The sequence below is a fragment of the Roseovarius sp. B08 genome, from assembly GCF_051417955.1.
In the GTDB taxonomy this organism is placed as follows: Bacteria; Pseudomonadota; Alphaproteobacteria; order Rhodobacterales; family Rhodobacteraceae; genus Roseovarius.
This window is the reverse complement of record NZ_JBPRLW010000001.1, coordinates 3,448,335-3,472,451: the sequence shown is the minus strand read 5'-3', so window position 1 is coordinate 3,472,451 and position 24,117 is coordinate 3,448,335. Positions and strand designations below refer to the sequence as shown.

At 66.3% G+C, this 24,117-nt stretch carries 23 protein-coding genes, 1 tRNA gene and 4 pseudogenes; 20 read left to right on the top strand and 8 right to left on the bottom strand.

Going from position 1 to position 24,117, the window contains the following annotated elements; genetic code table 11:
* Positions 1-354: 354 nt before the first annotated feature.
* From ACSQ76_RS17655 to ACSQ76_RS17635, 5 genes are all read left to right on the top strand, one after another.
* Positions 355-428: transfer RNA gene (locus ACSQ76_RS17655), tRNA-Gly, on the top strand.
* Positions 429-708: 280 nt separating this feature from the next.
* On the top strand, positions 709-2,475 hold the full coding sequence (locus tag ACSQ76_RS17650) for an ABC transporter transmembrane domain-containing protein (protein WP_437157578.1): 1,767 nt from the start codon (positions 709-711) through the stop codon (positions 2,473-2,475).
* Between the two features lie 120 nt (positions 2,476-2,595).
* Positions 2,596-3,609: an NAD(P)H-binding protein gene (locus ACSQ76_RS17645; RefSeq protein WP_437157577.1), complete on the top strand. Its 1,014-nt coding sequence runs from the start codon at positions 2,596-2,598 to the stop codon at positions 3,607-3,609.
* A gap of 31 nt (positions 3,610-3,640) precedes the next feature.
* Complete coding sequence (era, locus tag ACSQ76_RS17640) at positions 3,641-4,549, top strand: GTPase Era (protein ID WP_306130073.1); 909 nt, start codon at positions 3,641-3,643, stop codon at positions 4,547-4,549.
* Positions 4,550-4,622: 73 nt separating this feature from the next.
* A complete protein-coding gene (locus tag ACSQ76_RS17635) occupies positions 4,623-4,955 on the top strand; it encodes a DUF1491 family protein (protein ID WP_222452510.1) in 333 nt (110 codons plus the stop codon).
* Between the two features lie 243 nt (positions 4,956-5,198).
* On the opposite strand, the gene ACSQ76_RS17630 is transcribed toward ACSQ76_RS17635, so the two are convergent.
* From ACSQ76_RS17630 to ACSQ76_RS17620, 3 genes are read right to left on the bottom strand one after another with little or no spacing between them, the layout of a single operon-like run.
* Positions 5,199-5,564, bottom strand: a complete 366-nt coding sequence (locus ACSQ76_RS17630) for a VOC family protein (RefSeq protein WP_437157576.1) — start codon at positions 5,562-5,564, stop codon at positions 5,199-5,201.
* Positions 5,565-5,568: 4 nt separating this feature from the next.
* The gene (locus ACSQ76_RS17625; RefSeq protein WP_437157575.1) at positions 5,569-8,019 is read right to left on the bottom strand and encodes a vWA domain-containing protein; all 2,451 of its coding nucleotides are present in this window, start codon (positions 8,017-8,019) and stop codon (positions 5,569-5,571) included.
* A gap of 8 nt (positions 8,020-8,027) precedes the next feature.
* A complete protein-coding gene (locus ACSQ76_RS17620) occupies positions 8,028-8,363 on the bottom strand; it encodes a vWA domain-containing protein (protein ID WP_437157574.1) in 336 nt (111 codons plus the stop codon).
* A 153-nt stretch (positions 8,364-8,516) separates the two neighbouring features.
* On the opposite strand from ACSQ76_RS17620, the pseudogene recO reads away from it, so the two are divergent.
* A pseudogene (gene recO, locus ACSQ76_RS17615) lies at positions 8,517-9,249 on the top strand (DNA repair protein RecO).
* A gap of 340 nt (positions 9,250-9,589) precedes the next feature.
* Here the strand turns inward: recO and ACSQ76_RS17610 are convergent.
* Positions 9,590-10,588 (bottom strand): LLM class flavin-dependent oxidoreductase, encoded by a 999-nt coding sequence (locus ACSQ76_RS17610; RefSeq protein WP_437157573.1) that lies wholly within the window; start codon positions 10,586-10,588, stop codon positions 9,590-9,592.
* A gap of 132 nt (positions 10,589-10,720) precedes the next feature.
* Between ACSQ76_RS17610 and ACSQ76_RS17605 the strand changes: the two genes are divergently transcribed.
* Positions 10,721-11,014: a DUF1330 domain-containing protein gene (locus ACSQ76_RS17605; RefSeq protein ID WP_437157572.1), complete on the top strand. Its 294-nt coding sequence runs from the start codon at positions 10,721-10,723 to the stop codon at positions 11,012-11,014.
* A 161-nt stretch (positions 11,015-11,175) separates the two neighbouring features.
* On the opposite strand, the gene ACSQ76_RS17600 is transcribed toward ACSQ76_RS17605, so the two are convergent.
* Both ACSQ76_RS17600 and ACSQ76_RS17595 read right to left on the bottom strand, forming a co-directional pair.
* Entirely contained in the window at positions 11,176-11,571 is a 396-nt protein-coding gene (locus ACSQ76_RS17600; RefSeq protein WP_437157571.1) for an META domain-containing protein, read from the bottom strand.
* On the bottom strand, positions 11,568-12,110 hold the full coding sequence (locus tag ACSQ76_RS17595; protein ID WP_306131063.1) for a TetR/AcrR family transcriptional regulator: 543 nt from the start codon (positions 12,108-12,110) through the stop codon (positions 11,568-11,570). The genes ACSQ76_RS17600 and ACSQ76_RS17595 overlap by 4 nt, the downstream gene beginning before the upstream one ends.
* 171 nt (positions 12,111-12,281) lie before the next feature.
* Between ACSQ76_RS17595 and phnC the strand changes: the two genes are divergently transcribed.
* From phnC to ACSQ76_RS17570, 5 genes and pseudogenes are all read left to right on the top strand, one after another.
* A complete protein-coding gene (phnC, locus tag ACSQ76_RS17590) occupies positions 12,282-13,076 on the top strand; it encodes a phosphonate ABC transporter ATP-binding protein (RefSeq protein WP_437157570.1) in 795 nt (264 codons plus the stop codon).
* Positions 13,077-13,149: 73 nt separating this feature from the next.
* Entirely contained in the window at positions 13,150-14,055 is a 906-nt protein-coding gene (phnD, locus tag ACSQ76_RS17585; protein WP_306131071.1) for a phosphonate ABC transporter substrate-binding protein, read from the top strand.
* Between the two features lie 66 nt (positions 14,056-14,121).
* The gene (gene phnE, locus ACSQ76_RS17580) at positions 14,122-15,009 is read left to right on the top strand and encodes a phosphonate ABC transporter, permease protein PhnE (RefSeq protein WP_437157569.1); all 888 of its coding nucleotides are present in this window, start codon (positions 14,122-14,124) and stop codon (positions 15,007-15,009) included.
* An 11-nt stretch (positions 15,010-15,020) separates the two neighbouring features.
* Positions 15,021-16,339: pseudogene (gene phnE, locus ACSQ76_RS17575) on the top strand (phosphonate ABC transporter, permease protein PhnE).
* A gap of 6 nt (positions 16,340-16,345) precedes the next feature.
* Complete coding sequence (locus ACSQ76_RS17570) at positions 16,346-16,963, top strand: chloramphenicol acetyltransferase (protein WP_437157568.1); 618 nt, start codon at positions 16,346-16,348, stop codon at positions 16,961-16,963.
* Between the two features lie 226 nt (positions 16,964-17,189).
* On the opposite strand, the gene ACSQ76_RS17565 is transcribed toward ACSQ76_RS17570, so the two are convergent.
* Together ACSQ76_RS17565 and phnF are read right to left on the bottom strand one after the other, a co-directional pair.
* A complete protein-coding gene (locus tag ACSQ76_RS17565; protein ID WP_306131068.1) occupies positions 17,190-18,371 on the bottom strand; it encodes an alpha-D-ribose 1-methylphosphonate 5-triphosphate diphosphatase in 1,182 nt (393 codons plus the stop codon).
* 64 nt (positions 18,372-18,435) lie between these two features.
* Positions 18,436-19,196: pseudogene (gene phnF, locus ACSQ76_RS17560) on the bottom strand (phosphonate metabolism transcriptional regulator PhnF).
* 102 nt (positions 19,197-19,298) lie between these two features.
* On the opposite strand from phnF, the gene phnG reads away from it, so the two are divergent.
* The 8 genes and pseudogenes from phnG (at position 19,299) to phnK (ending at position 24,114) form a co-directional block, all read left to right on the top strand.
* Positions 19,299-19,742: a phosphonate C-P lyase system protein PhnG gene (phnG, locus tag ACSQ76_RS17555; RefSeq protein ID WP_437157567.1), complete on the top strand. Its 444-nt coding sequence runs from the start codon at positions 19,299-19,301 to the stop codon at positions 19,740-19,742.
* A pseudogene (gene phnH / locus ACSQ76_RS17550) lies at positions 19,742-20,307 on the top strand (phosphonate C-P lyase system protein PhnH). The gene phnG and the pseudogene phnH overlap by 1 nt, the downstream one beginning before the upstream one ends.
* A gap of 3 nt (positions 20,308-20,310) precedes the next feature.
* Positions 20,311-21,399, top strand: coding sequence for a carbon-phosphorus lyase complex subunit PhnI (locus tag ACSQ76_RS17545; protein ID WP_437157566.1), 1,089 nt, complete (start codon positions 20,311-20,313; stop codon positions 21,397-21,399).
* A complete protein-coding gene (gene fosX / locus ACSQ76_RS17540) occupies positions 21,396-21,815 on the top strand; it encodes a FosX/FosE/FosI family fosfomycin resistance hydrolase (protein WP_437157565.1) in 420 nt (139 codons plus the stop codon). Before ACSQ76_RS17545 ends, fosX begins: the two co-directional genes overlap by 4 nt.
* Positions 21,812-22,117, top strand: coding sequence for a hypothetical protein (locus tag ACSQ76_RS17535; RefSeq protein ID WP_437157564.1), 306 nt, complete (start codon positions 21,812-21,814; stop codon positions 22,115-22,117). The genes fosX and ACSQ76_RS17535 overlap by 4 nt, the downstream gene beginning before the upstream one ends.
* On the top strand, positions 22,066-22,401 hold the full coding sequence (locus tag ACSQ76_RS17530) for an HAD-IA family hydrolase (protein ID WP_437157563.1): 336 nt from the start codon (positions 22,066-22,068) through the stop codon (positions 22,399-22,401). The genes ACSQ76_RS17535 and ACSQ76_RS17530 overlap by 52 nt, the downstream gene beginning before the upstream one ends.
* A complete protein-coding gene (locus ACSQ76_RS17525) occupies positions 22,398-23,267 on the top strand; it encodes an alpha-D-ribose 1-methylphosphonate 5-phosphate C-P-lyase PhnJ (RefSeq protein WP_437157562.1) in 870 nt (289 codons plus the stop codon). The genes ACSQ76_RS17530 and ACSQ76_RS17525 overlap by 4 nt, the downstream gene beginning before the upstream one ends.
* A gap of 76 nt (positions 23,268-23,343) precedes the next feature.
* The gene (phnK, locus tag ACSQ76_RS17520; protein ID WP_437158228.1) at positions 23,344-24,114 is read left to right on the top strand and encodes a phosphonate C-P lyase system protein PhnK; all 771 of its coding nucleotides are present in this window, start codon (positions 23,344-23,346) and stop codon (positions 24,112-24,114) included.
* Positions 24,115-24,117 lie beyond the last annotated feature (3 nt).

Genomic DNA, 24,117 nt, shown 5'->3' with positions numbered 1-24,117 from the left:
GAGATCAGATATGATTGAGGTTCGCCACTCAAATACTCCTGACACCAACCGGACGGAAATTCGGTTTTCAATACCGTTCGGTGCGACTGTCCCATCTCGTCAGAAGCCGGAGTAAGTAGGCGAGCCGCCCTTGAAGGCGTCGGCAGGGCGGCAATACTGCACAGCAGCAAGAAGTAGCGAAAACTTGGAATTATCGCACCCTAAACGAGCCCAAGCCTTGAGCCATTTTTGAAGGTCTGCTTTGGGGAAGCTGCGTTGCAGCATGGGGCTTCATCGTGAGCGGCAGCTTTGGGCCGTGTACGGACGTTGCACTTGACCCCGCCGAGTGCATGAAATACTCCTCTGAATTGTTGAGCGGGCGTTGTGTAATGGTAAGACCTCAGCCTTCCAAGCTGATGATACGGGTTCGATTCCCGTCGCCCGCTCCAAAAATTCATTTCCGACAGTTTGCCGACAAAAACACTCAATGCGTGCGTTTTAGTGTTAAAAAAAATGGTAGAAATTTCCATTTGCGTACCTGTCTTCCAAGCTGATGATACGGGTTCGATTCCCGTCGCCCGCTCCAGCCTCCGTCCTGCCAATGCCTGTGCCCAATTGTCCACCAAACGGTTACGCCCTTGACCCCGGCGGCGCGCCCGGCCATGAGGAGGGCTGGACAAAAGTCACGCGCGGGGATGCATGGTAAGACGGGCCGAAAACGGCGCAGACATGATCGAGCGGGAAAGGTCGAAGCGGATGGGCGCGCTGTCGGAGCTTTGGCCGTTCCTGCAGCCTTACCGTCGTCTGCTGGCCCTTGCCGTCGCGGCGCTCGTGCTCACGGCCTGTGTTTCGCTGATCTTGCCCTTGGCGGTGCGGCGCGTGGTCGACAATTTCTCGGCGGAAGACGGGGCGATTCTCGACAAGTATTTCCTTGCCGCGGTCGGCATCGCGGGGCTGCTCGCGATCGGGACGGGGCTGCGATACGCCTTGGTGACACGGCTGGGCGAACGCGTCGTGGCGGACATGCGAAAGGCGGTGTTCGACAAGGTGATCGGGCTGAGCCCGGCCTTTTACGAGCGCACCATGACGGGCGAGATCCTGAGCCGCGTCACTACCGATACGACGCTGATCCTTTCGGTGATCGGATCGTCCATTTCCATCGCGCTGCGTAATCTGCTGATCTTCGCGGGAGGGTTGGTGCTGATGCTGTTCACCTCCGCCAAGCTGACCGGGATGGTGCTTTTGCTGGTGCCGCTGATCATCGTGCCGATCCTGACTCTGGGGCGCCGGTTACGCAAGCTGAGCCGCGAGAACCAGGACTGGATCGCGGCCAGTTCCGGCAACGCCTCGGAGGCGCTGTTGAATGTGCAGACGGTGCAGGCCTTCACCCATGAAGGGGCCAGCCGGGCGGCGTTCTCGGACGTGACGGAACGCAGTTTCGACGTGGCGCAGCGGCGCATCTGGGTGCGGGCGCTGATGACTGTTATCGTGATATTTCTGGTGTTTACCGGCATCGTCTGCGTGCTGTGGATCGGGGCGCGGGACGTGCGCGCCGGCGTGATGACCGCAGGCACTCTGGTACAGTTCGTGATCTATTCGGTCATGGTGGCCGGGGGCGTGGCCGCCCTGTCGGAGATCTGGGGTGAGTTGCAGCGTGCCGCCGGGGCGACGGAACGGCTGGTGGAGCTGTTGCAGGCCGAGGACGAGGTGCAGGACCCGGCCCGCCCAGAAGCGCTGCCGCGTCCGGTGAAGGGGCGCATTGCCTTCGAAAATGTCAGTTTCACGTATCCTACAAGGCCCGATGCCCCGGCGCTGCACGCGCTGGACCTGGTGATCGAGCCAGGCGAGACCGTGGCGCTGGTGGGCCCCTCCGGTGCGGGCAAGACCACGATCATCCAGATGATCCAGCGGTTCTATGATCCGCAATCGGGGCAGGTGACGCTGGATGGTGTTCCGCTGGATAAGATGGCGCGACCGGACTTTCGGGCGGAGCTGTCGCTGGTGCCGCAGGAGCCGGTGATCTTTGCAGCCTCGGCGCGCGACAACATCCGGTTCGGCCGGATCGACGCGGGCGATTCCGAGGTAGAGGCTGCCGCACGGGCGGCGGCGGCGCATGAGTTCGTCATGGCGCTGCCGGACGGGTATGACACCTACCTTGGCGAGCGCGGTGTCATGTTGTCGGGCGGGCAAAAGCAGCGCGTTGCCATCGCCCGCGCGATCCTGCGGGACGCGCCGGTGCTGCTCTTGGACGAGGCAACCTCGGCGCTGGATGCCGAGAGCGAACGGGCGGTGCAAGAGGCGGTCGATGGGTTGGCCAAGGACCGCACGACGGTGATCGTGGCGCACCGGCTGGCGACGGTAAAGAAGGCCGACCGGATCATCGTGATGGAGCAGGGCCGGATCGTGGCGGAGGGGACCCATGACAGTCTCGTCGCCGAAGAAGGTCTTTATGCGCGGCTGGCGCGGTTGCAGTTCACCGACGGGGCGGCAGCCTAGGGCGGGACCAAAAGCTTTGAGAAAGCTTTTGGTAAATCCTTTCTCAAAGGATTTTCGGCGGCGGGTTGGTTTCCGATGGCGCCTTGCGTAGTCTGCTCGAAACACCAGCGGGTGCCGTTGATGCGCGAGGATTCACCCTACCTTTTGCAGCCTTCCGGCGCGACGATGCGTGTTGTCCTGTTGGGGGCAAGCGGCACGATCGGGCGGGCGGTGTTGGAGGTGCTGCTGGCCGAAGACCATGACGTGGTGTGCCCGTTGCGCCGCGCCGACCCGGCAGTGCCTGAGCGGGTGCAGTATGTCATCGGTGACCTGTCCGCGCCCGAGCTGCTGGAAAAGGCAATGCGCGGGGCCGACGCCGTGGTCAGTTGCCTGGCGTCGCGAACGGGTGCGCCCGGGGATGCCTGGGCCGTGGATCACGGGCTGAACGCGGCGGCCCTGCGCGCGGCAAAGGCGCAGGGCATCGCGCGCTTCGTTCTGTTGTCGGCGATCTGCGTGCAGAAGCCGGTGCTGGCGTTCCAGAAGGCCAAGCTGGCCTTCGAGACGGAATTGCAGGCCTCCGACCTGTGCCACGTGATCGTGCGGCCGACGGCGTTTTTCAAATCGCTGTCCGGACAAGTGGATAGGATGCGGGCGGGCAAGCCTTACCTTGCCTTTGGCAACGGTCGGTTGACCGCTTGCAAGCCGATCAGCGACGGCGATTTGGCGCGGTTCATCGCGAACGCGCTGACGAATCCGGCCTGTGCCAACCGCATCCTGCCGGTGGGCGGGCCCGGTCCGGCGCCGACCCCGGAGGAGCAAGGCCGGTTGCTGGCCGATTCGCTGGGCGTTCCGTTCCGGATGAAACGGGTGCCGGTGGGTTTGCTCGACGCCATCACTGCCACACTGAGTGTTACCGGAAGGTTAAACAGGCGCGCCCGGGCCAAGAGGGAGCTGGCGCGGATCGGGCGGTACTACGCGACCGAGTCGATGCTGGTCTGGGATGAAGCAAGGCAGTGCTATGATGCCGACGCGACACCGGAATTCGGGCAGAATCGGCTGGCGGATTACTACGCTACGTTGGCGAGCGGCGAGGTCGTGCTGGAGCGGGGGCCCATGCGGTGTTCTGAACTGGTCAAATACGCAGGGATCGGGTAGGGGAAGCCCTTGTGACAAAAGGCTTTGCATCATGACCCAACGCGCCGGTTTCATTGCCCTGATCGGGGAGCCCAATGCGGGCAAGTCCACGCTGCTCAACCGCATGGTGGGCGCGAAGGTCAGCATCGTGACGCACAAGGTGCAGACCACGCGGGCGCGCATTCGCGGCGTGGCCATCGAAGGCGACGCGCAGCTTGTGTTTGTGGATACGCCGGGGCTGTTCGCGCCGCGCCGCAGGCTGGACCGGGCGATGGTGGCCGCGGCCTGGAGCGGGGCGGCGGATGCGGACGTGATCGTGCTGCTGGTCGAGGCGCATCGGGGCGTGACCGAAGGCGTCGAGAAGATCCTCGAGGGGCTGGACGAATTGCCCAAGGGGCGGCGCGTGGCGCTGGCGATCAACAAGATCGACCGGGTGCAATCCGAGGTGCTGCTGGGGCTGACCAAGGAGCTGAACGAACGGCATGAATTCATTGAGACTTTCATGATTTCCGCCGAGAAGGGACATGGTGTCGAGGACCTGCGCAAGTGGCTGGCGGACGAGATGCCGGAGGGGCCGTGGCTCTATCCCGAGGACCAGATCGCGGACCTGCCGATGCGGATGATCGCGGCCGAGATGACGCGCGAAAAGCTGACCCTGCGGCTGCACCAGGAACTGCCCTACCAGCTGACCGTCGAGACCGAGAACTGGGAAGAGCGCGAGGACGGGTCGGCGCGGATCGACCAGGTGATCTATGTCATGCGGGACGGTCACAAGGGGATCGTCCTGGGCAAGAAAGGCGAGACGATCAAGGCGGTTAGCCAGGCGGCGCGCACCGAGCTGGAAGAGTTCCTGGGGCGGCGGGTGCACCTGTTCACGCAAGTGAAGGTGCGGCCCAATTGGCTGGAGGAAGCCGAGCGGTATTCCGAGATGGGCCTTGATTTCAAGGACGGAAACGGGTGATCGGCCTTGGCACAGAGGTCCCGGATCGGGGTCCGGGACAGGCCCCGGATCGGGGTCCGGGGCGGGATGCGCCATGAGTCGGCTGACGGCGGAGTTCTGGGTGCAGGCCTACCTGGCACGGCTGCGGCTGATGGAAATCCCGGCCTTCGTGGTGGCGCATGGTGATGACACCGGCGGCGCGGTGCTGGTGAAACTGAACACGCTGGATGGGCAAGCGTCTGTTTTCCAACGGTCTTTCGACCTGATGAGCGGCGCGCGGACATGGGTCACGCTGGCCGAGGGGGACGAGCGCGATGTCGATCAGGCAGTGGCGAAACAGCGGTCTTTCGATCCCGATCTATGGGTGATCGAGGTGGAGGACCGGCAGGGGCGGCACCTGCTGGACGAGCCTGGCTTGCGGGATTGAGGGCAGGTGGGTTGGCACCCACCCTACGGAGCCGGACAAAGGTTAACGGGCTCGAATTCAGTGAAAACGGGACGTCGGTATCGCGTCGGTATCCGGGTGGTATTGCGACGGTGCGGTTCCGTGAGTTTCGGCGGGTTAACGAGGCGTGCGCGGTAAAGGGGCGGTTAAAGCCTTCAACGTTGGTCCGGGTGGCCGGCAGGTCCCGGATCAGGTCCGGGACGGCGATGTGACAGCCGGGGGGTGCTACGCCTCTTCCTGGCGGGCGATCCACCATGTCGTGCCGCTGGCGTCGCGGACGCCGCCGCGCAGGTCGCCGTCGCCTTTGGACTGCATCGGCTGGACGATCGCTGCCAAGGCGCGGTCGAAGGCGGCTTCGGCGTCGGCGAGGTAGAGGTGCAGATGGGCATCCGGGCCGTCCGGCATTTCGCCCATCATTACGACGCTGTCGCCGATCCGGCATTCGGCGTGCATGATGCCGTCGCCGCCCTCGCGTTCGATCACGCGCAGGCGGTCGGCGTTGAAGGCGGCGGCGCAGAAGTCGAGCACCGCCGCCGCGTCCCGCACGATCAGGTAGGCGGAAACATCCGGGTAGCCTTGGGGTTTGTGCATGGGTCTACTCCACGGTGATGACCTTGCGGGCCAGAACCTCTTGCCCCGCGACGTCGAGGAAACGCAGCTCGTAGACGCCGGGTTCATTCGGCAGGTCGATCTGTGCGGTGGTGGCGCCGTCGGTGATCTTGACCGCCTGGAGCCAGGTGAAGATCGCCTGGTTGCCGCGCGCGAGCGTGATGCGCTGGTCGGCGCTGGCGCTGTCCACCTGCCAGGAGACGTCGATGGTGCTGCCCGGCGCCGCGCTGTCGGGGGCGGTGAGGGCGGCGCCGGTGTTGAGGGCGGCGTCCTCGGCCAGCACCTCGACCGTGTGGCGGGCCAGAACGCGGGTGCCTTCGCGCAGGACGTAGCGGATCTCGTAGAGGCCGGTTTCCGCCGGGGCCTTGAGCGTGCCGGAGGTGGCCTCGCGCACGGTGAAATAGGTGCCGAATGTGTCGTCCGCCGCGCCCATCGGGACGAGGTTGATATAGTCGTTGGTGGCGACCGTGCCGGTCCAGTCCACGGCGATGTCGTCGCCTGCGCGGATCTGTTCGGGGCCGGTGATACTGACCTCGGGCGGGGTCAGTTCGATCATGGCGGTGGCCAGCACCTTGGGGCCCTCGCGCATGAGGTAGCGCAGCTCGTACATGCCGGGATCGGCGGGCATGGTCAGCGCCACCTGGGACGCGTCGCGCACGACCTGGTAATTGCCGAACTTGTTTTCCGGCGCACCGGCGGGGACGACCACGACGTAGTCCTGCGGGTTCACGGTGCCGGTCCATTGCACGGTGACCGATGCGCCGGTGGCGGCGCTGTCGGGACCGGAGATGGTGACCTGCGGTTCGGTGACCTCGATCATGGCGGTGGCCATGACCCTGGAGCCTTCGCGCAGGAGATAGCGCAGCTCGTACATGCCGGGGTCGGAGGGCGCGGTGAGGCGCGTCTCGGTGTCGTCGCGCACGGGCTGGTAGCTGCCGTAGGTGTTGGGTTCGGCCCCGACAGGGACGATGGTGACGTAATCCTTGGGGTTGACCGTGCCGGTCCAGGAGACGGTGAATTGTGCGCCGGTGGCGACGGCTTCGGGGCCGGAGACGGTGACCTCGGGGGCGGCGACCTCGATGGGGGCGGTTGCCAGCACGCGCGGGCCTTCGCGCAGGACGTAGCGCAGTTCGTACATGCCGGTATCGGAGGGCATGGTGAGCGTCACGGTGTCGTCGTCGCGGGTGGGCTGGTAGCTGCCGTAGGTGTTGGGCTCGGCGCCGGTGGGCACGATGGTGATGTAGTCCTTGGCATTGACCGTGCCGGTCCAGCTGACCGGGACCTGCGCGCCGGTGACGGCGGTGGCGGGGCCGTTGATCGTGACCTCGGGCGCCAGCAATTCGATGGTGGCGCTGGCGAGCGTCTTGTTGCCTTCGCGCTGGATGTAGCGGATTTCATGCATCCCCGGATCGGCGGTGGCCAGAAGGCGGCCGGAGCTGTCGTCGCGGACGGGGAAGTAGTTGGTGTAGGTGCCTTCCTCGGCGCCCATCGGGACGATGGTGATGTAATCCTTGGCGTTGACCGTGCCGGACCAGCTGACCGGGATCTCGGCGCCGGTGAGGGCGGTTTCGGGGGTCTGGAGCGTGACCTGCGGGTCGGCCACCTCGAGCGGACGGCTGGCGACGGTGCGGCTGTCGACGTTCAGGATGTAGCGGATCTCGTACATGCCGGGATCGGCGGGAGCGGTGAGGTCGAAACTCTCGTGTTTGTTGATCGCGCGGTAGTTGGCGAGCGTGCCGGTGTCGGCGCCCGCGGGGACGATGGCGATATAGTCGCGCGGGTTGATGGTGGGTGACCAGCTGACGGTCACGGGGGCGCCGGTCTGGACGATGTCGGCGGCTTGCAGGGTGACCTGGGCTGGCGTGATCTCGATTGGGTCGGTGCCGAGGACGGTCTTGGTCTCGGTGCTGTAATAGCGGGCCTCGTATGCGCCGGGCTCGCCGGGCATGGCGAGGGTGACGTCGGTGTCCTTGCCGATGCGGGTGTATTGACCGAGTTCGGTTTCGGGGGCGCCTGCGGGGGTGACGGCGATATAGTCGGCCTGTGACACGGTGGGGTCCCAGGTGATGGTGGTGGGGCTGCCGGCGACGGCCGTATCCGGCGCGTCGACGGTGACTTCTGGCGCTTGCGGTTCGGGTTCCGGCTCTGGCGTGGCGACGGCGGTGGCGACGGCGGAGAGGGCGGCGCCCAGTTCGTCGGCGTTGGAGGCCTGGATGTATTGCCCGCCGGTTTCCTCGGCGATGCAGGACAGGGACGCGGTGTCCTCGTCGGCACCGAGGCCGAAGCCCACGACATGGGCTGTGAACCCGACGCCGCCTTTTTCCAGCGCGCGGGCGAGTTCGCACGGGTCACGCTCGCAGCTTTCCAGGCCGTCGGAGATGAGCACCACGGTGGCGGGGCGGTCGGTGTAGGACAGCCGGGTCGCGGCCTGTTCCACGGCGTCGGTCAGGGGGTCTTGCCGGTGGGGGTGATGGACTTGATCCGGTCCAGGATTTCGGAGCGTTGCGCCGCGCCGGGTTCGACGATGACCTCGATATCGGTGCAGTCGCCGCGTGAGCGGTGGCCATAGGCCATGAGGCCGACGCTGCGGTCATCGGTCCAGTCGCCCAGCAGGTTGTCGATGACGTCCCGCGCGATCTCGATCTTGGCGGTGCCGTCGATCTGGCCCCACATGGAATTCGAGCCGTCGAAGACCACCATGACGTTGTCGTTGGCCAGCGCCGCCGGGGCGGCGAGAAGCGTGGTGGTCAGCGCGAGGGCGCGGGCGGTTGAAAACGTCATCGAGTACCCCTTTGCGAAAGATCTATACGGCGGGCAGATAAGCATATCCCGCGCCCCCGGTCATGTCCGGATTTCCAGACCGTGGGTCGGGGCGGGCCTTGGCAGGGTTCATCTTTTGATGTCCTATGGCCGTTCGGAAGGCGGAGCAGTGTCATGGAATGGCGCGACCAAGGTATTGTACTGGCCAGCCGCCCGCATGGCGAGGCGGCGGCGATCCTGGAGGTGTTCACGCCCCTGAAGGGGCGGCATGCGGGGTGGTGCGCGGCGGGGCGTCGCGCAAGATGGCGCCGGTGCTGCAGCCCGGAGGGCAGGTGGACGTGACGTGGAAGGCGCGGCTGGAGGATCACCTGGGTGCGTTCACGGTGGAGCCTGTGCGGTCGCGCGCGGCGGCCTCGCTGGGGGACCGGGTGGCGCTGGCCGGGCTGAACGCGGTGACGTCCTTGCTGCTGTTCTGCCTGCCCGAGCGCGAGGCGCATGGGCGGCTTTACGGGCAGACCGAGGCGCTGTTGGATTTGCTGGGGCAGGGGGATGTGTGGCCGCTGGCCTATCTGAAGTGGGAGATGGCGCTGCTCGACGAGATGGGGTTCGGGCTGGACCTGTCGGAATGCGCGGTGAAGGGGCGGGCGGCGAACGACCTGAGTTTCATCTCGCCGCGCACCGGGCGGGCGGTGTCGCGGGCGGGCGCGGGGGAATGGGCGGACAAGCTGTTGCCGCTGCCCGCGCCGCTGCTGGGCGAGGGGTGTGCAGCGATGGCGAGATCCTGGAGGGGCTGGGGGTGACGGGGTATTTCCTGATGAACCACCTGGCGCCGGAGATGGGGCACAAGCCATTGCCCGAGGCGCGGGCGCGGCTGATCCGGCGGCTGGAACAGGTGGCGGAGGGGTGAGGGGCGGTTTTCGGAGAGGTGGCTGATCGCGACCGGGTCGCTCACGATCGACAAGAGCGCGTTGGTCCGGTTTTAGTCCAAGTTGACGTCTATCGTAGGGTGGGGTTTCACCCCACAGGCCCCGTCGTGGTGGGGTAGAACCCCACCCTACAAGGACTGTGACACGTCGGGTTCGTCCCGCAAAGCCGACATTTGTGCCGCCCGCAACGAATGTCGGGATCGAGCCCTTGTGAGACACTGGTGCCAAGCCCCCAGCCGGTTAACAGCCGCGAAGCGGCCCGGCGATCGTCAGCCCTTCCCTTGGGCTGACGATCGCCTCCGTCGTGACCGGCAGCTTGGCTCAGGCCGCGTCGGCGGTGGTCATGTCCTGCAATATCTCGGCGGCGATGCGGAAGGAATTGACCCGCGCGGCGTGGTCGTGGATCTGGCCGGTGAGGATGATCTCGTCGGGCTGGTAGCGGTCCCTGAGAACGCCAAGCTGGGCGCGGACCGTGGCGGGGGAGCCGGTGGCGGAGACGCTCAGGGCGTGATTGACCGAGTCCGTCATCTGCGGGCCGATGGCGGCCTCGATATCCTTGACCGGGGCGGGCAGCTTGCCCGGCTGTCCCGTCCGCAGGCGGGCGAAGGCCTGTTGCATGGAGGTGCGGAGGTAGGCGCCCTCGGCGTCGGTGTCGGCGGCGAAGACGTTGGCGGCCAGCATGAAATACGGCCGGTCGAGCTGGGCCGAGGGCTGGAACCGGGTGCGGTAGATTTCCAGCGCCTGGTCGAGCGCGTCGGGCGCGAAATGCGAGGCGAAGGCGTAGGGCAGGCCCAGATGCGCGGCCAGTTGCGCGCCGTAGAGGCTGGAGCCGAGGATCCAGACCGGCACGTGGGTGCCCTGGCCGGGATGGGCCGAGACGGGGGCGGCGGGATCGGCATCGGCGAAATAGCCCATGAGTTCGACCACATCGTCGGGGAAGCGGTCGGCCTCGAGCCCGCGGCGCAGGGCGCGGGCCACGGCCATGTCGCCGCCGGGTGCCCGGCCGAGGCCAAGGTCGATGCGGCCGGGATGGATGGTGGCCAGCGTGCCGAACTGCTCGGCGATGGTCAGCGGCGCGTGGTTGGGCAGCATGACGCCGCCCGCGCCGATGCGCATGGTCTTTGTGGCCTCGGCGATGTGGCCGATCAGGACAGAGGTGGCGGCGCTGGCGATGCCGGGCATGTTGTGATGCTCGGCCAGCCAGTAGCGGTGATAGCCCATCTTTTCGGCCGCGATGGCCAGATCGCGGCTGTTGGAAATCGCGGTCGCAGTGTCATGGCCTTCGGGCACGGGAGCGAGATCGAGGACGGAATAGCGCATGGCGGAGCCTTTCATCTGTTGGCTGTCATTTGGGGATGCCGGGGCGCGAGGGCAACCGTTCGGCGGGTCAGCGGCATTGCGCCGGGCGCCGTGTGCGGCCTAGGATTGGCGGATCGGACGGAGGGCAGGACGATGGCGGCATACGTGATCGGGCAGATGGAGATCCACAGCCGGGACTGGATGGAGGCGTATTTCGCGAAGATCCCCGAGGTGCTGGCCGCGCATGACGGCCGGTTCCTGGTGCGCGGCGGCAACCCGGAGCGGATGGAGGGTGAGGGTGCGCTGCCCGATGCGGCGTTCGTCCTGGAGTTTCCTGACCGCGACCATGCGCGGGCGTTCTGGCAGTCGGACGCGTTTCAGGAGCTGGCAGTGTTGCGGCGGTCGGGATCGGAGCTGAACGCGATCCTGGTCGGTGCGCTGGGGTAACGCGCGCGGCTTCAGCCCTGTGCGGCCAGATGGCTGAACCTCAGGACGGATGGCAGCGGCGGATGCCTCCGGCGGGGATATTTGGAGCCAGAGGAAGAGGGGGATGGCCCAGGGGGCAAACGGCGTGCTCTTGCCGTTGTGCGCCTCTGCCCCGGCGCGCCTCACTCGGCGGCGCGGAAGACCATTTCGCGGCCCTCTTGCGTGCTGAGGATCAGCGTGGTGTCGGTGACCTCGGCCAGGGACATGGCCCCGAGCGCGTCGAGGAACGCGGTTTCCTGCGCCATCTCGGGGCAGGCGCGGCGGGTGGTGCCGATTTCGGCGGCCTCGAACCACGGGTAGGGTTTCAGTTGCGCGGCGAAGTAGCGGTTGCAGGGGGCCTCTCCGACGATCTTGCCTTCCTCGGGGAAGGTGACGGTGGCGCGGGCGTCGAAGGCCGTGCCGTCGATCTCGGTGAGCTGCCACGTCCGGCCCGCCGCGCCATGGCCCGAAAGGGTTTCGTCGCCGCTGCAATCGAGCAGCGAGACGACCAGCGGCAGGGTCAGGACCAGGCGCATCATCGCAGGGCCAGCACCAGGTCGACCAGCGAGCCGATGGCGCTGATATGGTCGGCGGGGCTGGCGTTGCCGAGCGACGTCATGCCGATGGCAGCGGCATAGAGGATGCGGGCCATTTCGGGGTTGTCGATGCCGATATCGGAGAGAAGCGATTGCAGCGCGGCCAGGCGGGCGTCGTCGACATCGTTGACCGCGGCGCGGGCGCTGTCGTCGGAATTGGCCCAGGCGCGCAGGGCCGGTTCGGTGGCGTCGGGCGCGGCAAAGGCCTGGGCGAGGTTGCGCAGGCGGGCCACGTCGGTGCCGCCGTCGTTCATCAGCTCGGGCAGGCGGGCGATGCAGTCGTCGCGCCATGCGGCGAGCAGGGCCTCGTGATAGGCCGGTACGTCACGGAAGTGCCAGTAGAAAGAGCCCTTGGAGACGCCCAGGCGCACCGCAAGCGGTTCGGCCTTGAGTGCGGTCGGGCCCAGTTCGGACAGTGCATCCAGCCCGGCGGTGAGCCAGTCACTTGATTTCAGCCGTGTGGAGGTGGACGCGCGTGCCATGCCATCGGGATACGCCTGCGCAGGGCGCAATGCAAGCGTTCCGCCGCGATGCAGCATGGACTTGCAAAGGACCGCCCGCGTCGCGGTCTGTCACAAAAGTTTTGCCGAACCGTCACAGAAGCTTCGGAGAGTGCAAGTAGGCCTGCCCCCGGGACATCAGGGGGCAAAAGCGTGCTTGAGATTACCAAGCTCACGAAGATTTTCGGCCGTCACAGGGCGGTCGACAGCATCACGTTCAACGTCGAGAAACCGGCGATGATCGGGATCATCGGCCGGTCGGGCGCGGGCAAGTCGACCTTGTTGCGGATGCTGAACCGGCTGACCGACGCCAGCGACGGCAGCATCGTGTTCGAGGGCCGGGACGTGACCGCCCTCAGGGGGGCCGAGAAGCGGGCTTGGCAGTCTGACTGCGCGATGATCTTCCAGCAATTCAACCTGGTGCCGCGGATGGACGTGGTCAGTAACGTGCTGCACGGCACGCTGAACCGCCGCTCGACCTTTGCCACCATGTTCAACCTTTATCCGCAGGCCGACATCTATCGCGCCATTACCATTCTCGACCGGCTGGGCATCGCCGAGCACGCGCCGAAGCGGGCCGAGGCGCTGTCGGGCGGGCAGCAGCAGCGCGTGGCCATCGCGCGGGCGCTGATGCAGGAGCCCAGGATCGTGCTGGCCGACGAGCCGATCGCCAGCCTCGATCCGATGAATGCCAAGCTGGTGATGGACGACCTGCGTTGCATCCACGAGGAAGATGGCCGCACCGTCATCGCCAACCTGCACACGCTGGATACGGCGCGGAAATACTGTGACCGGGTGATCGGGATGCGCGACGGGCGGATGGTGTTCGACGGCACGCCCGAGCAGCTGACCACCGGCGTGGCGCGCGACATCTATGGCGCGGACGCGACCTTTTCCGAGGCATCGACCTCGACCGCAATCGAGACGCCGGAGCGTGAGATTGCCTGACCCTGCGACCCTGAAATTCATCTGCACGCCGGTCACGGGGGCCGGCGGCAACAAACCCGACTGGAGGACCAAGATGAAGAAACTGATTGCTGCCCTTGCGGCCACCACCGCGATGACCGCGCCTGTCATGGCCCAGGAGATCGAGGAGTTCCGTATCGGTATCCTCGGCGGCGAGAATGCCCAGGACCGTCTGAGCTCGCATGAATGCCTGAAAAACTATACCGAGGAAGCGCTGGGCGTGGAAACCAAGCTGTTCGCGCCGGCCGATTATGCCGGTGTGATCCAGGGCCTGGTGGGCGGCACGCTGGACATGGCGTGGCTGGGTGCGTCGGGCTATGCCGCGACCTATCTGCAGGACCCCGAGGCGGTCGAGCCGGTGCTGGTGAAGATCAACCTCGATGGCTCGTATGGCTATCATTCGATCGGTTTTGCCCGCAAGGACAGCGGCATCACCAGCCTGGATGACATGGAAGGCAAGGTCTTTGGTTTCGGCGATCCCAACTCGACCAGCGGTTACCTGATCCCGTCGATCGAGATCCCGCAGGCGGGCGAAGAGATCACCATGGAATCGGGTGATTATTTCGGTGAAGTGAAGTTCACCGGCGGCCATGAGCAGACCATCGTCGCGGTGAACAACGGCGACATCGACGCCGGCGTGACCTGGGCCGACGGCCAGGGCAACTGGGAAGACGGGTATAACTCCGGCGCGCTGCGCAAGGCCGTGGATGCGGGCCTGGTCGACATGAACGACCTAGTGGAGATCTGGAAATCCAAGGCGATCCCGGAAGGCCCGATCGTGCTGCGCAAGTCGCTGCCCGCGGACGTGAAGGAGACGATGGTGGCGCTGGTCGACGGCATGTACGAAAACGACCGCGACTGCACCTATTCGATCTCGGCCGGTGAAAGCCTGGGCTTCGATCCGATCACGCATGACGCGTACCTGTCGATCATCGAGGCGCGCAAGTCCGCGTCGCAGTAAGCGACCGACGATACAGGTGGCGGGCCCCGAACGGGCCCGCCATTTGCATATTTCCCGAGAGGCTTCATGGCAGATGTGACCCAATACGGCGGCGCGCCCCGGCTGAGCGACATGCAGGCGACCTATATGGCGCAGGTGTCCAAGCGGCGGCTTTATTCGGGGATCACGTTGCTGGTCTTCATCCTGCTGATGGTGTCGGGCTTTCGCCTGGCCGAGGCGCGCAATGGCGGGTCCTTCATCGGCGGGCTGGACAATTTCTTTGACTATCCCGGCGAGGTCGTGGCCGAGGCGGTGGAGAAGGCCGGCGAGTTGCCCGCGCATTTCGTGACGTTTTTCCCTGCGCTGCTGGAGACGGTGAATATCGCGGCCGTGAGCACGCTGGTGGGCGCGCTGGCGGCGGTCGTGCTGTCGCTTCTGTCGACGCGGGGACTGGCACGGTTTCCGCGGCTGGTGCCGTTGTTCCGGCGGATCATGGACATCACCCGCGCGGTGCCCGAGATCGTGATCGCGCTGATCCTGATCTTCGTGCTGGGCGGCGGGCCGGTGCCGGCGATGATCGCCATCGCATTGCACACCGCGGGGGCGCTGGGCAAGCTGTTCTCGGAAGTGAACGAGAACGCGTCGCTGAAGCCGCTGGAAGGGCTGGAATCGGTGGGCGCGACCTGGAGCCAGCGGATGATGCTGGGGGTGGTGCCGCAGGTGGCGCCGAACTGGTTGAGCTATGCGCTGATGCGGTTCGAGATCAATATCCGCGCCTCGGCGATCCTGGGGTTCGTGGGCGCGGGGGGCCTTGGGTACGAGTTGAAGAACGCGATCAGCTGGGGGCAGGGGCAGTATGACGAGGCGGCGGCGATGTTCCTGATGCTGTTTGCGACGATTGTCCTGTTCGACCAGTTGTCGAGCCATTTCCGGGACCGGCTGGTTCACGGGCGGAAGGTGGAGATGCATCGATGAGCGTGACGCCGATGAATAAAAGCATGAGCGATACCGATGCGCTGATGGCGCAGACAGCCACGCTGTTTCAGCGCAAGAGAATGGTGGCGTTTGGCGTGCCGGCGTTGATCCTGGCCTATTTCGTCTATGTCTTCTTTGCTTTCGACGTGCCGGGGCTGATGAGCCGCGCCAGCGCCGAGAACGCGCGGGCGCTGGTGGCGGATACCTACAGCTACAAGGTGCATGTGACGCGGGACAACCGCGACGGGGCCGTAGAGGTGGCCATCGAGGGCGAGCGGAAAGGCGAGTATCCCGAGGGGGAAAGCCCCGAATGGGTCGAAATGGGCCGGGACACGGTGATCGACCTTGGGGGCGGTCACGTGGTGGTCTTTGGCCCCGAGACGATCAGCTATGACGTGCCGGGGTACGGGATGATCCGGGCGACGCCGAGCCGCAGCCAGGGCGTGGTGCAGGAGTTTCCGACGGACGATCTGCCGGCGTGGATCAACAGTTCCAAGAACCGGCTGGCGATCACGACCGAGGCGGGGCGGCTGTCGGTCACGCGAAATCGGTCGGAGGTGTTTCGCTATTTCACCGGCTGGGAGCTGTTTTTCTTCACGCTGGACAGCCCTTATCACGGGATGAGCGTGGGGCAGGTGGTGGGCCGGGCGCTCGGCGGTGAGGCGGGCGAGATCTGGGAGGATTTCTGGCACAACGAGATGTGGCGGCACCGCGATGTGATGTGGGCCATTTTCGAGACCATCCTGATGGCGTTTCTGGGCACCATGGGCGCGGCGATCGTGGCGCTGCCCATTGCGTTCATGGCGGCGAAGAACTTTGCGCCGCTGAAGACGGTGCGGTTCGGGTTTCGGCGGCTGTTCGATTTTCTGCGGGGGTCGATGCGCTGATCTGGACGATCGTGCTGACGCGCGCCTTCGGGCTGGGGCCGTTGACGGGCGCGCTGGCCATTTTGCTGACCGATACGGGATCGTTCGGGAAGCTGTTTTCCGAGGCGCTGGAGAACGTGGACGACAAGCAGATCGAGGGCGTGCAGTCGACGGGGGCCAAGCCGGTGCAGCGCTACCGCTTCGGGGTGATCCCGCAGGTGACGCCGGTGCTGCTGAGCCAGGTGCTGTATTACCTGGAGAGCAACACGCGGTCGGCGACCATCATCGGGGCGATCACCGGGGGCGGGATCGGGCTGCTGTTGACGCAGGCGATCATCACTCAGAAGGACTGGGAAGAGGTGACCTATTACATCGTTCTGGTGGTTTTGATGGTGATCTTCATGGACTGGGTGTCGGGGATGCTGCGGCGGCGGCTGATCCAGTCGGATGATGCAGGGCACTAGGGCAGGATGCCGAAGCTGAGTGCCGATGCGCCGCTGATCCATCCCGAGTGCGAGATTACCGAGAGTGACTTCGGGGCTTTCTGCGAGGTCGGCCGGGGGAGCCGCGTGGCGCAGTCGGTGTTCGGAGATTATTCCTATTGCGACCGGATGTGCGATATCGCCAACGCGCAGGTGGGCAGGTTTTCCAATATCGCGAGCTTCGTGCGCGTGGGGGCGACGGATCATCCGCTGGACCGTGCGAGCCTGCACCATTTCATGTACCGGTCGGCGAGTTACTGGGACGATGCCGAGGATGACGCGGAATGGTTCGGCAGGCGCCGGGCGCGGCGGGCCGTCATAGGGCATGACACGTGGCTGGGGCACAATGCGCAGGTGAAGCCGGAGGTCACGGTGGGGCACGGGGCCGTGGTGGCCTCGGGCGCGGTGGTGACGCGGGACGTGGCGCCCTACACGATCGTGGCGGGCGTGCCGGCGGTCCCGGTGCGGGCCCGGCTGGCGCCGGAGGTGGCGGAGCGGGTGATGGCGCTGGGATGGTGGGATTGGTCGCATGACCGGTTGCGGGCGGCGCTGGAGGATTTCAGGGGGCTGGCGGCAGAGGCGTTCCTGGAGAAGTACGAGGGGTGAGGCGTTTGGTGGGTTGGAAACCCACCCTACGGGCGTCATCCGCGGTTCGCGCCCGAGGATGGCGGTGGAGTGTAGGCGCGGCATGTCCCGAACCAAAAGGACGGCCCGAAGGCCGCCCGGATTGGTCATCAAAATTGCTTGGTTTGTTCGGGGACAAGTGAACGCCGCCTGTATGGCCGAGTCGTGCAACAGGGATGTGTCGGTTGGGTGAAGGCTGGGTGACAGTCTATTCCGCTGCCATCGCCAGCTTGGTGCCGGCGCCGAAAAAGCGTGTGGCGGCCTCGCCCGCGAGATGCGTGATGCGGCCGGCACAGATGGTGGCCTCGACCTGGCGGGTCGCTTCGTTCACCACCACGAGGTCGGCGCGGCGGCCATGGTCGATCTCGCCCCGGTCGGGCAGGCGCATGATGCGGGCCGGGTTGCTGCTGATCAGGGCCCAGGCGGCGGGCAGCGTGCGCAGGCCCTTGTCGACCAGCGCGAAGGCGGCGCGGGCGAGCGACGGGTAGTGGTAGTCCGAGACGAGCGCGTCGCAATGGCCCGCCTCGATCAGGTCCTCGGCGGCGGCGTTGCCAGCCTGAGAGCCGCCGCGCACCACGTTGGGGGCGCCCATCAGCACGGGGTCGCCCACGGCATTGGCCAGCCGCGCGGCGGCGCGGGTGATCGGAAATTCGCAGATCTTGGCGCCGATCATTGCGTAGGTCTCGCGGGTTTCGGCGTCGGGGTCGTCATGGCTGCCGTAAAGGATGCCGCGGCGATCGAAGGACTCGGCCAGGCGGCAGAGGAAGCGCGGAACAAACGTGGCGTTCTTCTTGGCCGCGCGCAGGGCATCGAGGTGCTGTTGCGGGGACCGACGGGCCTCTTCGGCCCAGCGGGCCAGTGTGGCGGGGCGGGTCTGGGCCGCCTGAAGCGCGTCGTCGAGGTGGTTGTTGAAGACCACATAGTCGATCTGATGCGCGTCGATCAGGGCCAGCAGGCGGTCGGCGCTGTCGGTGAGATGCGTCTCGCAGCGGATCTGGATGCGCAGGTCGGTGAGCAGCCGGGGGCGGGCGGTGGCGAGGGCCAGCGCCAGCGCCTCGGCCTGTTCGGGGGCCCGGTGGCCGCCTTCCCAGGACCAGCTTTGCGCCAGCCACGCGGTGGTGATGCCGTTGGAGGCCGCGTCACGGTCGGTGGCTGCCAGCGCGTCGGTCAGCGGAAAAGGCGCCGAGGGGCGGGGGGCGATGTGACGCTCGAACGCGTCGCCGTGCAGGTCGATGATGCCGGGCAGGACGAGATAGCCCGAAAGGTCGACCTCGGGCAGGGGGCCCTTGCCGATCCGGCCCTGCTGCACCACCACCGAGCGGCGTTGCAGTTCGCCGTCGCGCAGGACGCGTGCGCCGGTCAGGCGCATGTCGCAGGGTTTCGGGGCCATTGGACTGCTCTCGTTCGTTTCGCCCCAGGGTAGCGCGGGTTTGTATCGTGGGAGTGACAAAGGGTTAATCCCTCACGTCTTTTTCCGTGGCGGTTTCGGGCAGGGCGTCGCCGAGGGTGAGCGTGACCTGGTCGCCCGAGAACCAGGTGCGGCCGTATTCCAGCGGCTGGCCATCGGGGTCGACGTTGAGCGAGACGGTGCGCAGGACGGGCGCGCCTTCGCGGATCTGAAGGTGGCCGGCCTGGGTGGGGAGGCCAGGCGCGCCGCGACCCGCGTCCAGGCGCGGGTGTAGTCGGGCACGCCGATTGCACGGAGGCTGTCGGTGATCGAGTTGTGCCGGCGCAAGGCGTCGGGCAGAGCGGGCAGGCGGTTGGCGGGAAAGACCGAGCGGAAGAGCGCGAGGGGCTGGTCGTCGGCCAGCGACAGCCCGTCATAGGAATGGACGAGGTCGCCAGGGGCGAGGGCCAGCGCCTCGGCCTCGGTGGTGTCGGCGGCGCGGGTCTCGATCAGGTGGGCGCGGCGCGAGGGCAGGCGACCGGCGGCGCGGAGGTTGGTCTGGAACCGCACGCGCGTCCCCAAAGGGTAATCGGTGGGTTTTTGAGCGACAAAAACGCCCGCACCGCGGCGCGGGAAGACGGTGCCGGCCTCGGCCATGTCGGCAAGCGCGCGGCGGACGGTGTGGCGGTTGACGCCGAAGCGGCGGGCAAGCTCGGCTTCGGTGGGCAGCTTGTCGCCGGGGGCGTAGCGCCCTGCCGCGATGTCGTCCGTCAGCGTGCCGAGGATGGATTTCCAGACCGGGGTGCGGGGGGCGGTACTGGGGGGCATGTCATGAAACCTTCATGGCAGAGGGGCTTGGCGACTCGAGCGGCATACGCTATAGATTTGTCTAGTTGTATATGTTTATCGACAACTTCGCAAGGTGTCTAGATGACCGAAAATTCCGAAAGACAGGCATGGATGGGCACGCTGGCCAAGGCCCCCGCGGCCGAACTGGCCCGGCTTTGGGAGAGGCTGGGATTTGCCCCCGAGCACGAGTTCTTGCGCGCGCCCGAGGTGGGGGCAGTGATGGTGCGCGGGCGGACCGGGGCGACGGGGGCGCCGTTCAACCTTGGGGAAATGACGGTGACACGCTGTTCGCTGAGGCTGGGCTGTGGCGCGGTGGGGCATGGATACGTTCAGGGGCGTGACAAGGCGCACGCGACGACTGCCGCGCTGGTGGATGCGCTGATGCAGACGGACGCGGCGGCGCGGGTGCGCGAAGGTGTCGTTACGCCTTTGACCGAGGCGTTGGCGGCGGCGAAGGCGCAGCGTCGGGCCAAGGCAGCGGCGACCAGGGTGGAGTTCTTCACCATGCAGCGGGGAGAGGACTGATGCATACCGAAGCGTTGACAGGCGGGTTCGGCGATGCGCCGGTGGACGCGGCGCGGGCGTTTCGCGGGGCGATGAACGCGATGGCGCGGCCCGGGCGGATCGAGGATTTGACCGGGGCCGAGCCGCCTGCGCCGCTGTCGGTGGCGGCGGGAGTGCTGGTGCTGACGCTGTGCGACGCGGAGACGCCGGTTTACCTGGCAGGAGGCCACGATGTGCCGGCGGTGCGGGAGTGGATCACGTTCCACACCGGCGCGTCTTTCGCGGGGCCGGAGGCGGCGATGTTCGCGCTGGGGACGTGGCACGCGCTGGGGCCGCTGGAGGCCTATCCGGTGGGCACGCCGGAATACCCGGATCGGTCGGCGACCCTGATCGTCGAAGTGCCGGAACTGGTGGCCGAAGGCGCGGTGCTGCGCGGGCCGGGGATCCGCGACACGGTGCGGTTGCGCCTGCCGGAGGTGGCGGCGTTTCAGCGAAATGCAAAGGCGTTTCCGCTGGGGCTGGATTTCTTTTTACCTGCGGCGACCGCGTGGCGGCGCTGCCACGGACCACGAAAGTGGAGGGCTGAGGCATGTATGTTGCGGTGAAAGGCGGCGAGCGGGCGATTGAAAACGCCCATGCCTGGCTGGCCGAGGAGCGGCGGGGCGACACGTCCGTGGCGGAGCTGTCGGTGGCGCAGATCCGCGAGCAGTTGAGCCTTGCCGTGAACCGGGTGATGGCGGAGGGGTCGCTGTATGATCCGGACCTCGCCGCGCTGGCGATCAAGCAGGCGCGGGGGGACCTGATCGAGGCGATTTTCCTGATCCGGGCCTATCGCACGACGCTGCCACGGTTCGGCGCGTCCGAGCCGGTGGAGACGGGCGAGATGGTGTGCGACCGCCGGATCTCGGCCACGTTCAAGGATGCGCCGGGGGGGCAGGTTCTGGGGCCGACCTTTGACTACACGCACCGTCTGCTGGATTTCAAACTGGCCGCCGAGGGCGAGGTGCCGGAGGCGCCGGAGGGCGAGGCCAAGGACGGGCCGGTGCCCCATATCACCGGGTTTCTGAACCGCGAGGGGCTGATCCAGGCCGAGGACGAAAGTGACGCTACGCCGCCCGATCTGACGCGCGAGCCGATGGAGTTGCCGGCGAGCCGCGCGCTGCGGCTGCAATCGCTGACGCGGGGCGACGAGGGGTTCGTGCTGGGCATGGCGTATTCGACCCAGCGGGGATACGCGCGCAACCACGCCTTCGTGGGCGAGCTGCGCATCGGCACGGTGGAGGTCGAGATGGACATCCCCGAACTGGGGTTCGCCATTGATATCGGCGAAATCACCCTGACGGAATGCGAGACGGTGAACCAGTTCAAGGGCTCGAAAACCGAGCCGCCGCAGTTCACGCGGGGCTATGGGCTGGTGTTCGGGCAGACCGAGCGCAAGGCGATTTCCATGGCTCTGGTCGACCGGGCGCTGCGCTGGAAGGAGCTGGGCGAGGACGACCAGGGCGCGCCGGCGCAGGACGAGGAATTCGTGCTGATGCATGCCGACAACATCCAGGCGACGGGGTTTCTGGAGCATATCAAGCTGCCGCATTACGTGGATTTCCAGAGCGAGCTGGAGCTGGTGCGGAAGTTGCGGCGCGAGGCGGAAGGCCAGGCGGCGCGGGAGGCGGCGGAATGAGTTCCGGCCTGTCGCATATCACGTTCATCAGTGCTGACTTGGACCGGATGCAGCGCGTGCTGGAAGAGGTGCTGGAGGCGCGGTGCGTCTATGCCAGCGGGGCCGATCAGTTCTCGTTGTCCGAGGAGCGGTTTTTCTTGGTGGGCGACGTGTGGGTCGCGATCATGAAGGGCGAGCCGCTGGAAGAGCGGACCTATAATCACGTGGCGTTCAAGGTGGACGAGGCCGCGTTCGACGCACGCGTGGCGCGGATCGAGGCGCTGGGGCTGGAGATGCGCCCGGCCCGGCCCCGGGTCGAGGGCGAGGGGCGGTCGGTATATTTCCATTCGCCAGACGGACATCTGCTGGAGCTGCATACTGGCACGCTGGAGGAACGACTGGCGCGGTATGCGCGCGGCCGGGAGGGCGTGGCATGAATATCGTCTTCGATATCGGCAATGTATTGATCGCATGGGATCCGCATGCGGCGTTCCGGCACGCGTTTGACAGCGAGGCAGAGATCGACGCCTTTCTGAGGGAGGCGGATTTCTATGCCTGGAACTTGGAGCAGGATCGCGGGCGGTCGCGGGAGGCTGCGGTGGCAGCCGCCGGGGCGGGGCATGCGGCGTTGCTGGACGGGTATTTCGACCGGTTTCACCTGACAATTCAGTACAAGATCTGCGAGACATGGTCACTGATGGAGCGGCTGCGCAGCAGGGGTACGGCATCTATGGCCTGACCAACTTTGCCGCCGATACCTGGCCCGTGGCGCTGGAAGTGCATCCGCAGCTGGGCGAGGCATTCGAGGACGTGGTGGTGTCGGGGCATGAGGGGCGGGTCAAGCCGGAGCGCGAGATCTATGACCTTCTGTGCCGGCGCAACAAGCTGAGCCCGAGCGACTGTCTGTTCATCGACGACAGTGCCGCGAATGCGGACGGCGCGCGCAAGGCGGGCTGGCAGGCGCATCATTTCACTTCTCCCGACGCGCTGCGCCGGGACCTGACAGAGCGGGGGCTGCTGTGAACGAGTACAATTTCGCCTATCTGGACGAGCAGACCAAGCGGATGATCCGGCGGGCCATCCTGAAAGGACTGGCCATTCCCGGCTACCAGGTGCCGTTCGCCAGCCGCGAAATGCCGATGCCCTATGGCTGGGGCACGGGGGGCGTGCAGGTGAGTGCGGCCACGCTGGTGCCCGAGGACCGGATGAAGGTGATCGACCAAGGGGCGGACGATACGACCAACGCGGTGTCGATCCGCAAGTTTTTCGAGCGGACGGCGGGCGTGGAGACGACCGAGGAGACGGGCCGCGCGACGCTGATCCAGACCAGGCACCGGATCCCAGAGGAGACACTGACGGAGGACCAGATCCTGGTCTACCAGGTGCCGATCCCCGAGCCGCTGCGGTTCCTGGAGCCGCGCGAAACGGAGACGCGCAAGATGCACAGCCTGGAGGAATACGGGCTGATGCATGTGAAGCTCTACGAGGACATCAGCCAGCACGGCGCGATCGCCACGTCCTATGCCTATCCGGTGAAGGTGGAGGGGCGGTATGTGATGGACCCGTCTCCGATTCCGAAATTCGACAATCCGAAGATGGAGATGGCGGCCATTCAGCTTTTCGGTGCGGGGCGGGAGCAGCGGATCTATGCGCTGCCGCCGTGGTGCGAGGTGGTGTCGCTCGATTTCGAGGACCATCCGTTCGAGCCGAGCAAGGCGGAGCATGAATGTGATCTGTGCGGGGCGGAGGACAGCTACCTCGACGAGGTGATCGTGGATGATGCGGGCGGGCGGATGTTCGTTTGTTCCGACACGGATTACTGCCGCGGGCGCCGGGCCGCGGGGCATGTGGGGGCGCAGGGCGTGCCTTATGAGGAGGGCGCGGCGTGAGACACGGGGCGCAAAATTTTTGGAAAAATTTTGGAGCGGATTTTTGGAAAAATCCGCGTGCGGGAGGGCTGGCGTGATGACTCCGTTGTTGCAGGTGCGTGAGGTGGCGAAGTTCTATGGCGCCCGGGTCGGCTGCCGGGACGTGTCGTTCGACCTTTATCCCGGGGAAGTGATGGGGATCGTCGGGGAGAGTGGATCGGGTAAATCCACGCTTCTGGGCTGCCTCGCCGGTCATCTGGCTCCTGATGCCGGCGAGGTGATTTTCGACACGGCCGTGGACGGGCCGCGTGACACGCTGAGGATGTCAGAGCCCGAGCGGCGGATGCTGGGGCGGACCGACTGGGCCTTCGTGCATCAGCATGCGCGGGATGGTCTGCGCATGGGGGTGAGTGCGGGCGGCAACGTGGGCGAGCGGCTGATGGCCGTGGGCGCGCGGCATTACGGGGATATCCGCAGTTCTGCGGTGGACTGGCTGGGCCGCGTCGAGATTGCCGAGGACCGGGTGGACGACCGACCCACGGCCTTTTCGGGCGGGATGCAGCAGCGGTTGCAGATCGCGCGGAATCTGGTGACCGGGCCGCGGCTGGTGTTCATGGACGAACCCACGGGGGGCCTCGATGTGAGCGTGCAGGCGCGGCTGTTGGACCTGTTGCGAGGGCTGGTGCGGGAGATGGGGCTGTCGGCCATCATCGTGACGCATGATCTGGCCGTGGTGCGGCTTTTGGCGGACCGGCTGATGGTGATGAAGGACGGGCATGTGGTGGAGACGGGGCTGACCGACCAAGTGCTGGACGATCCGCAGCATGGGTATACGCAGTTGCTTGTCTCGAGCGTGTTGCAGGTTTGAAGC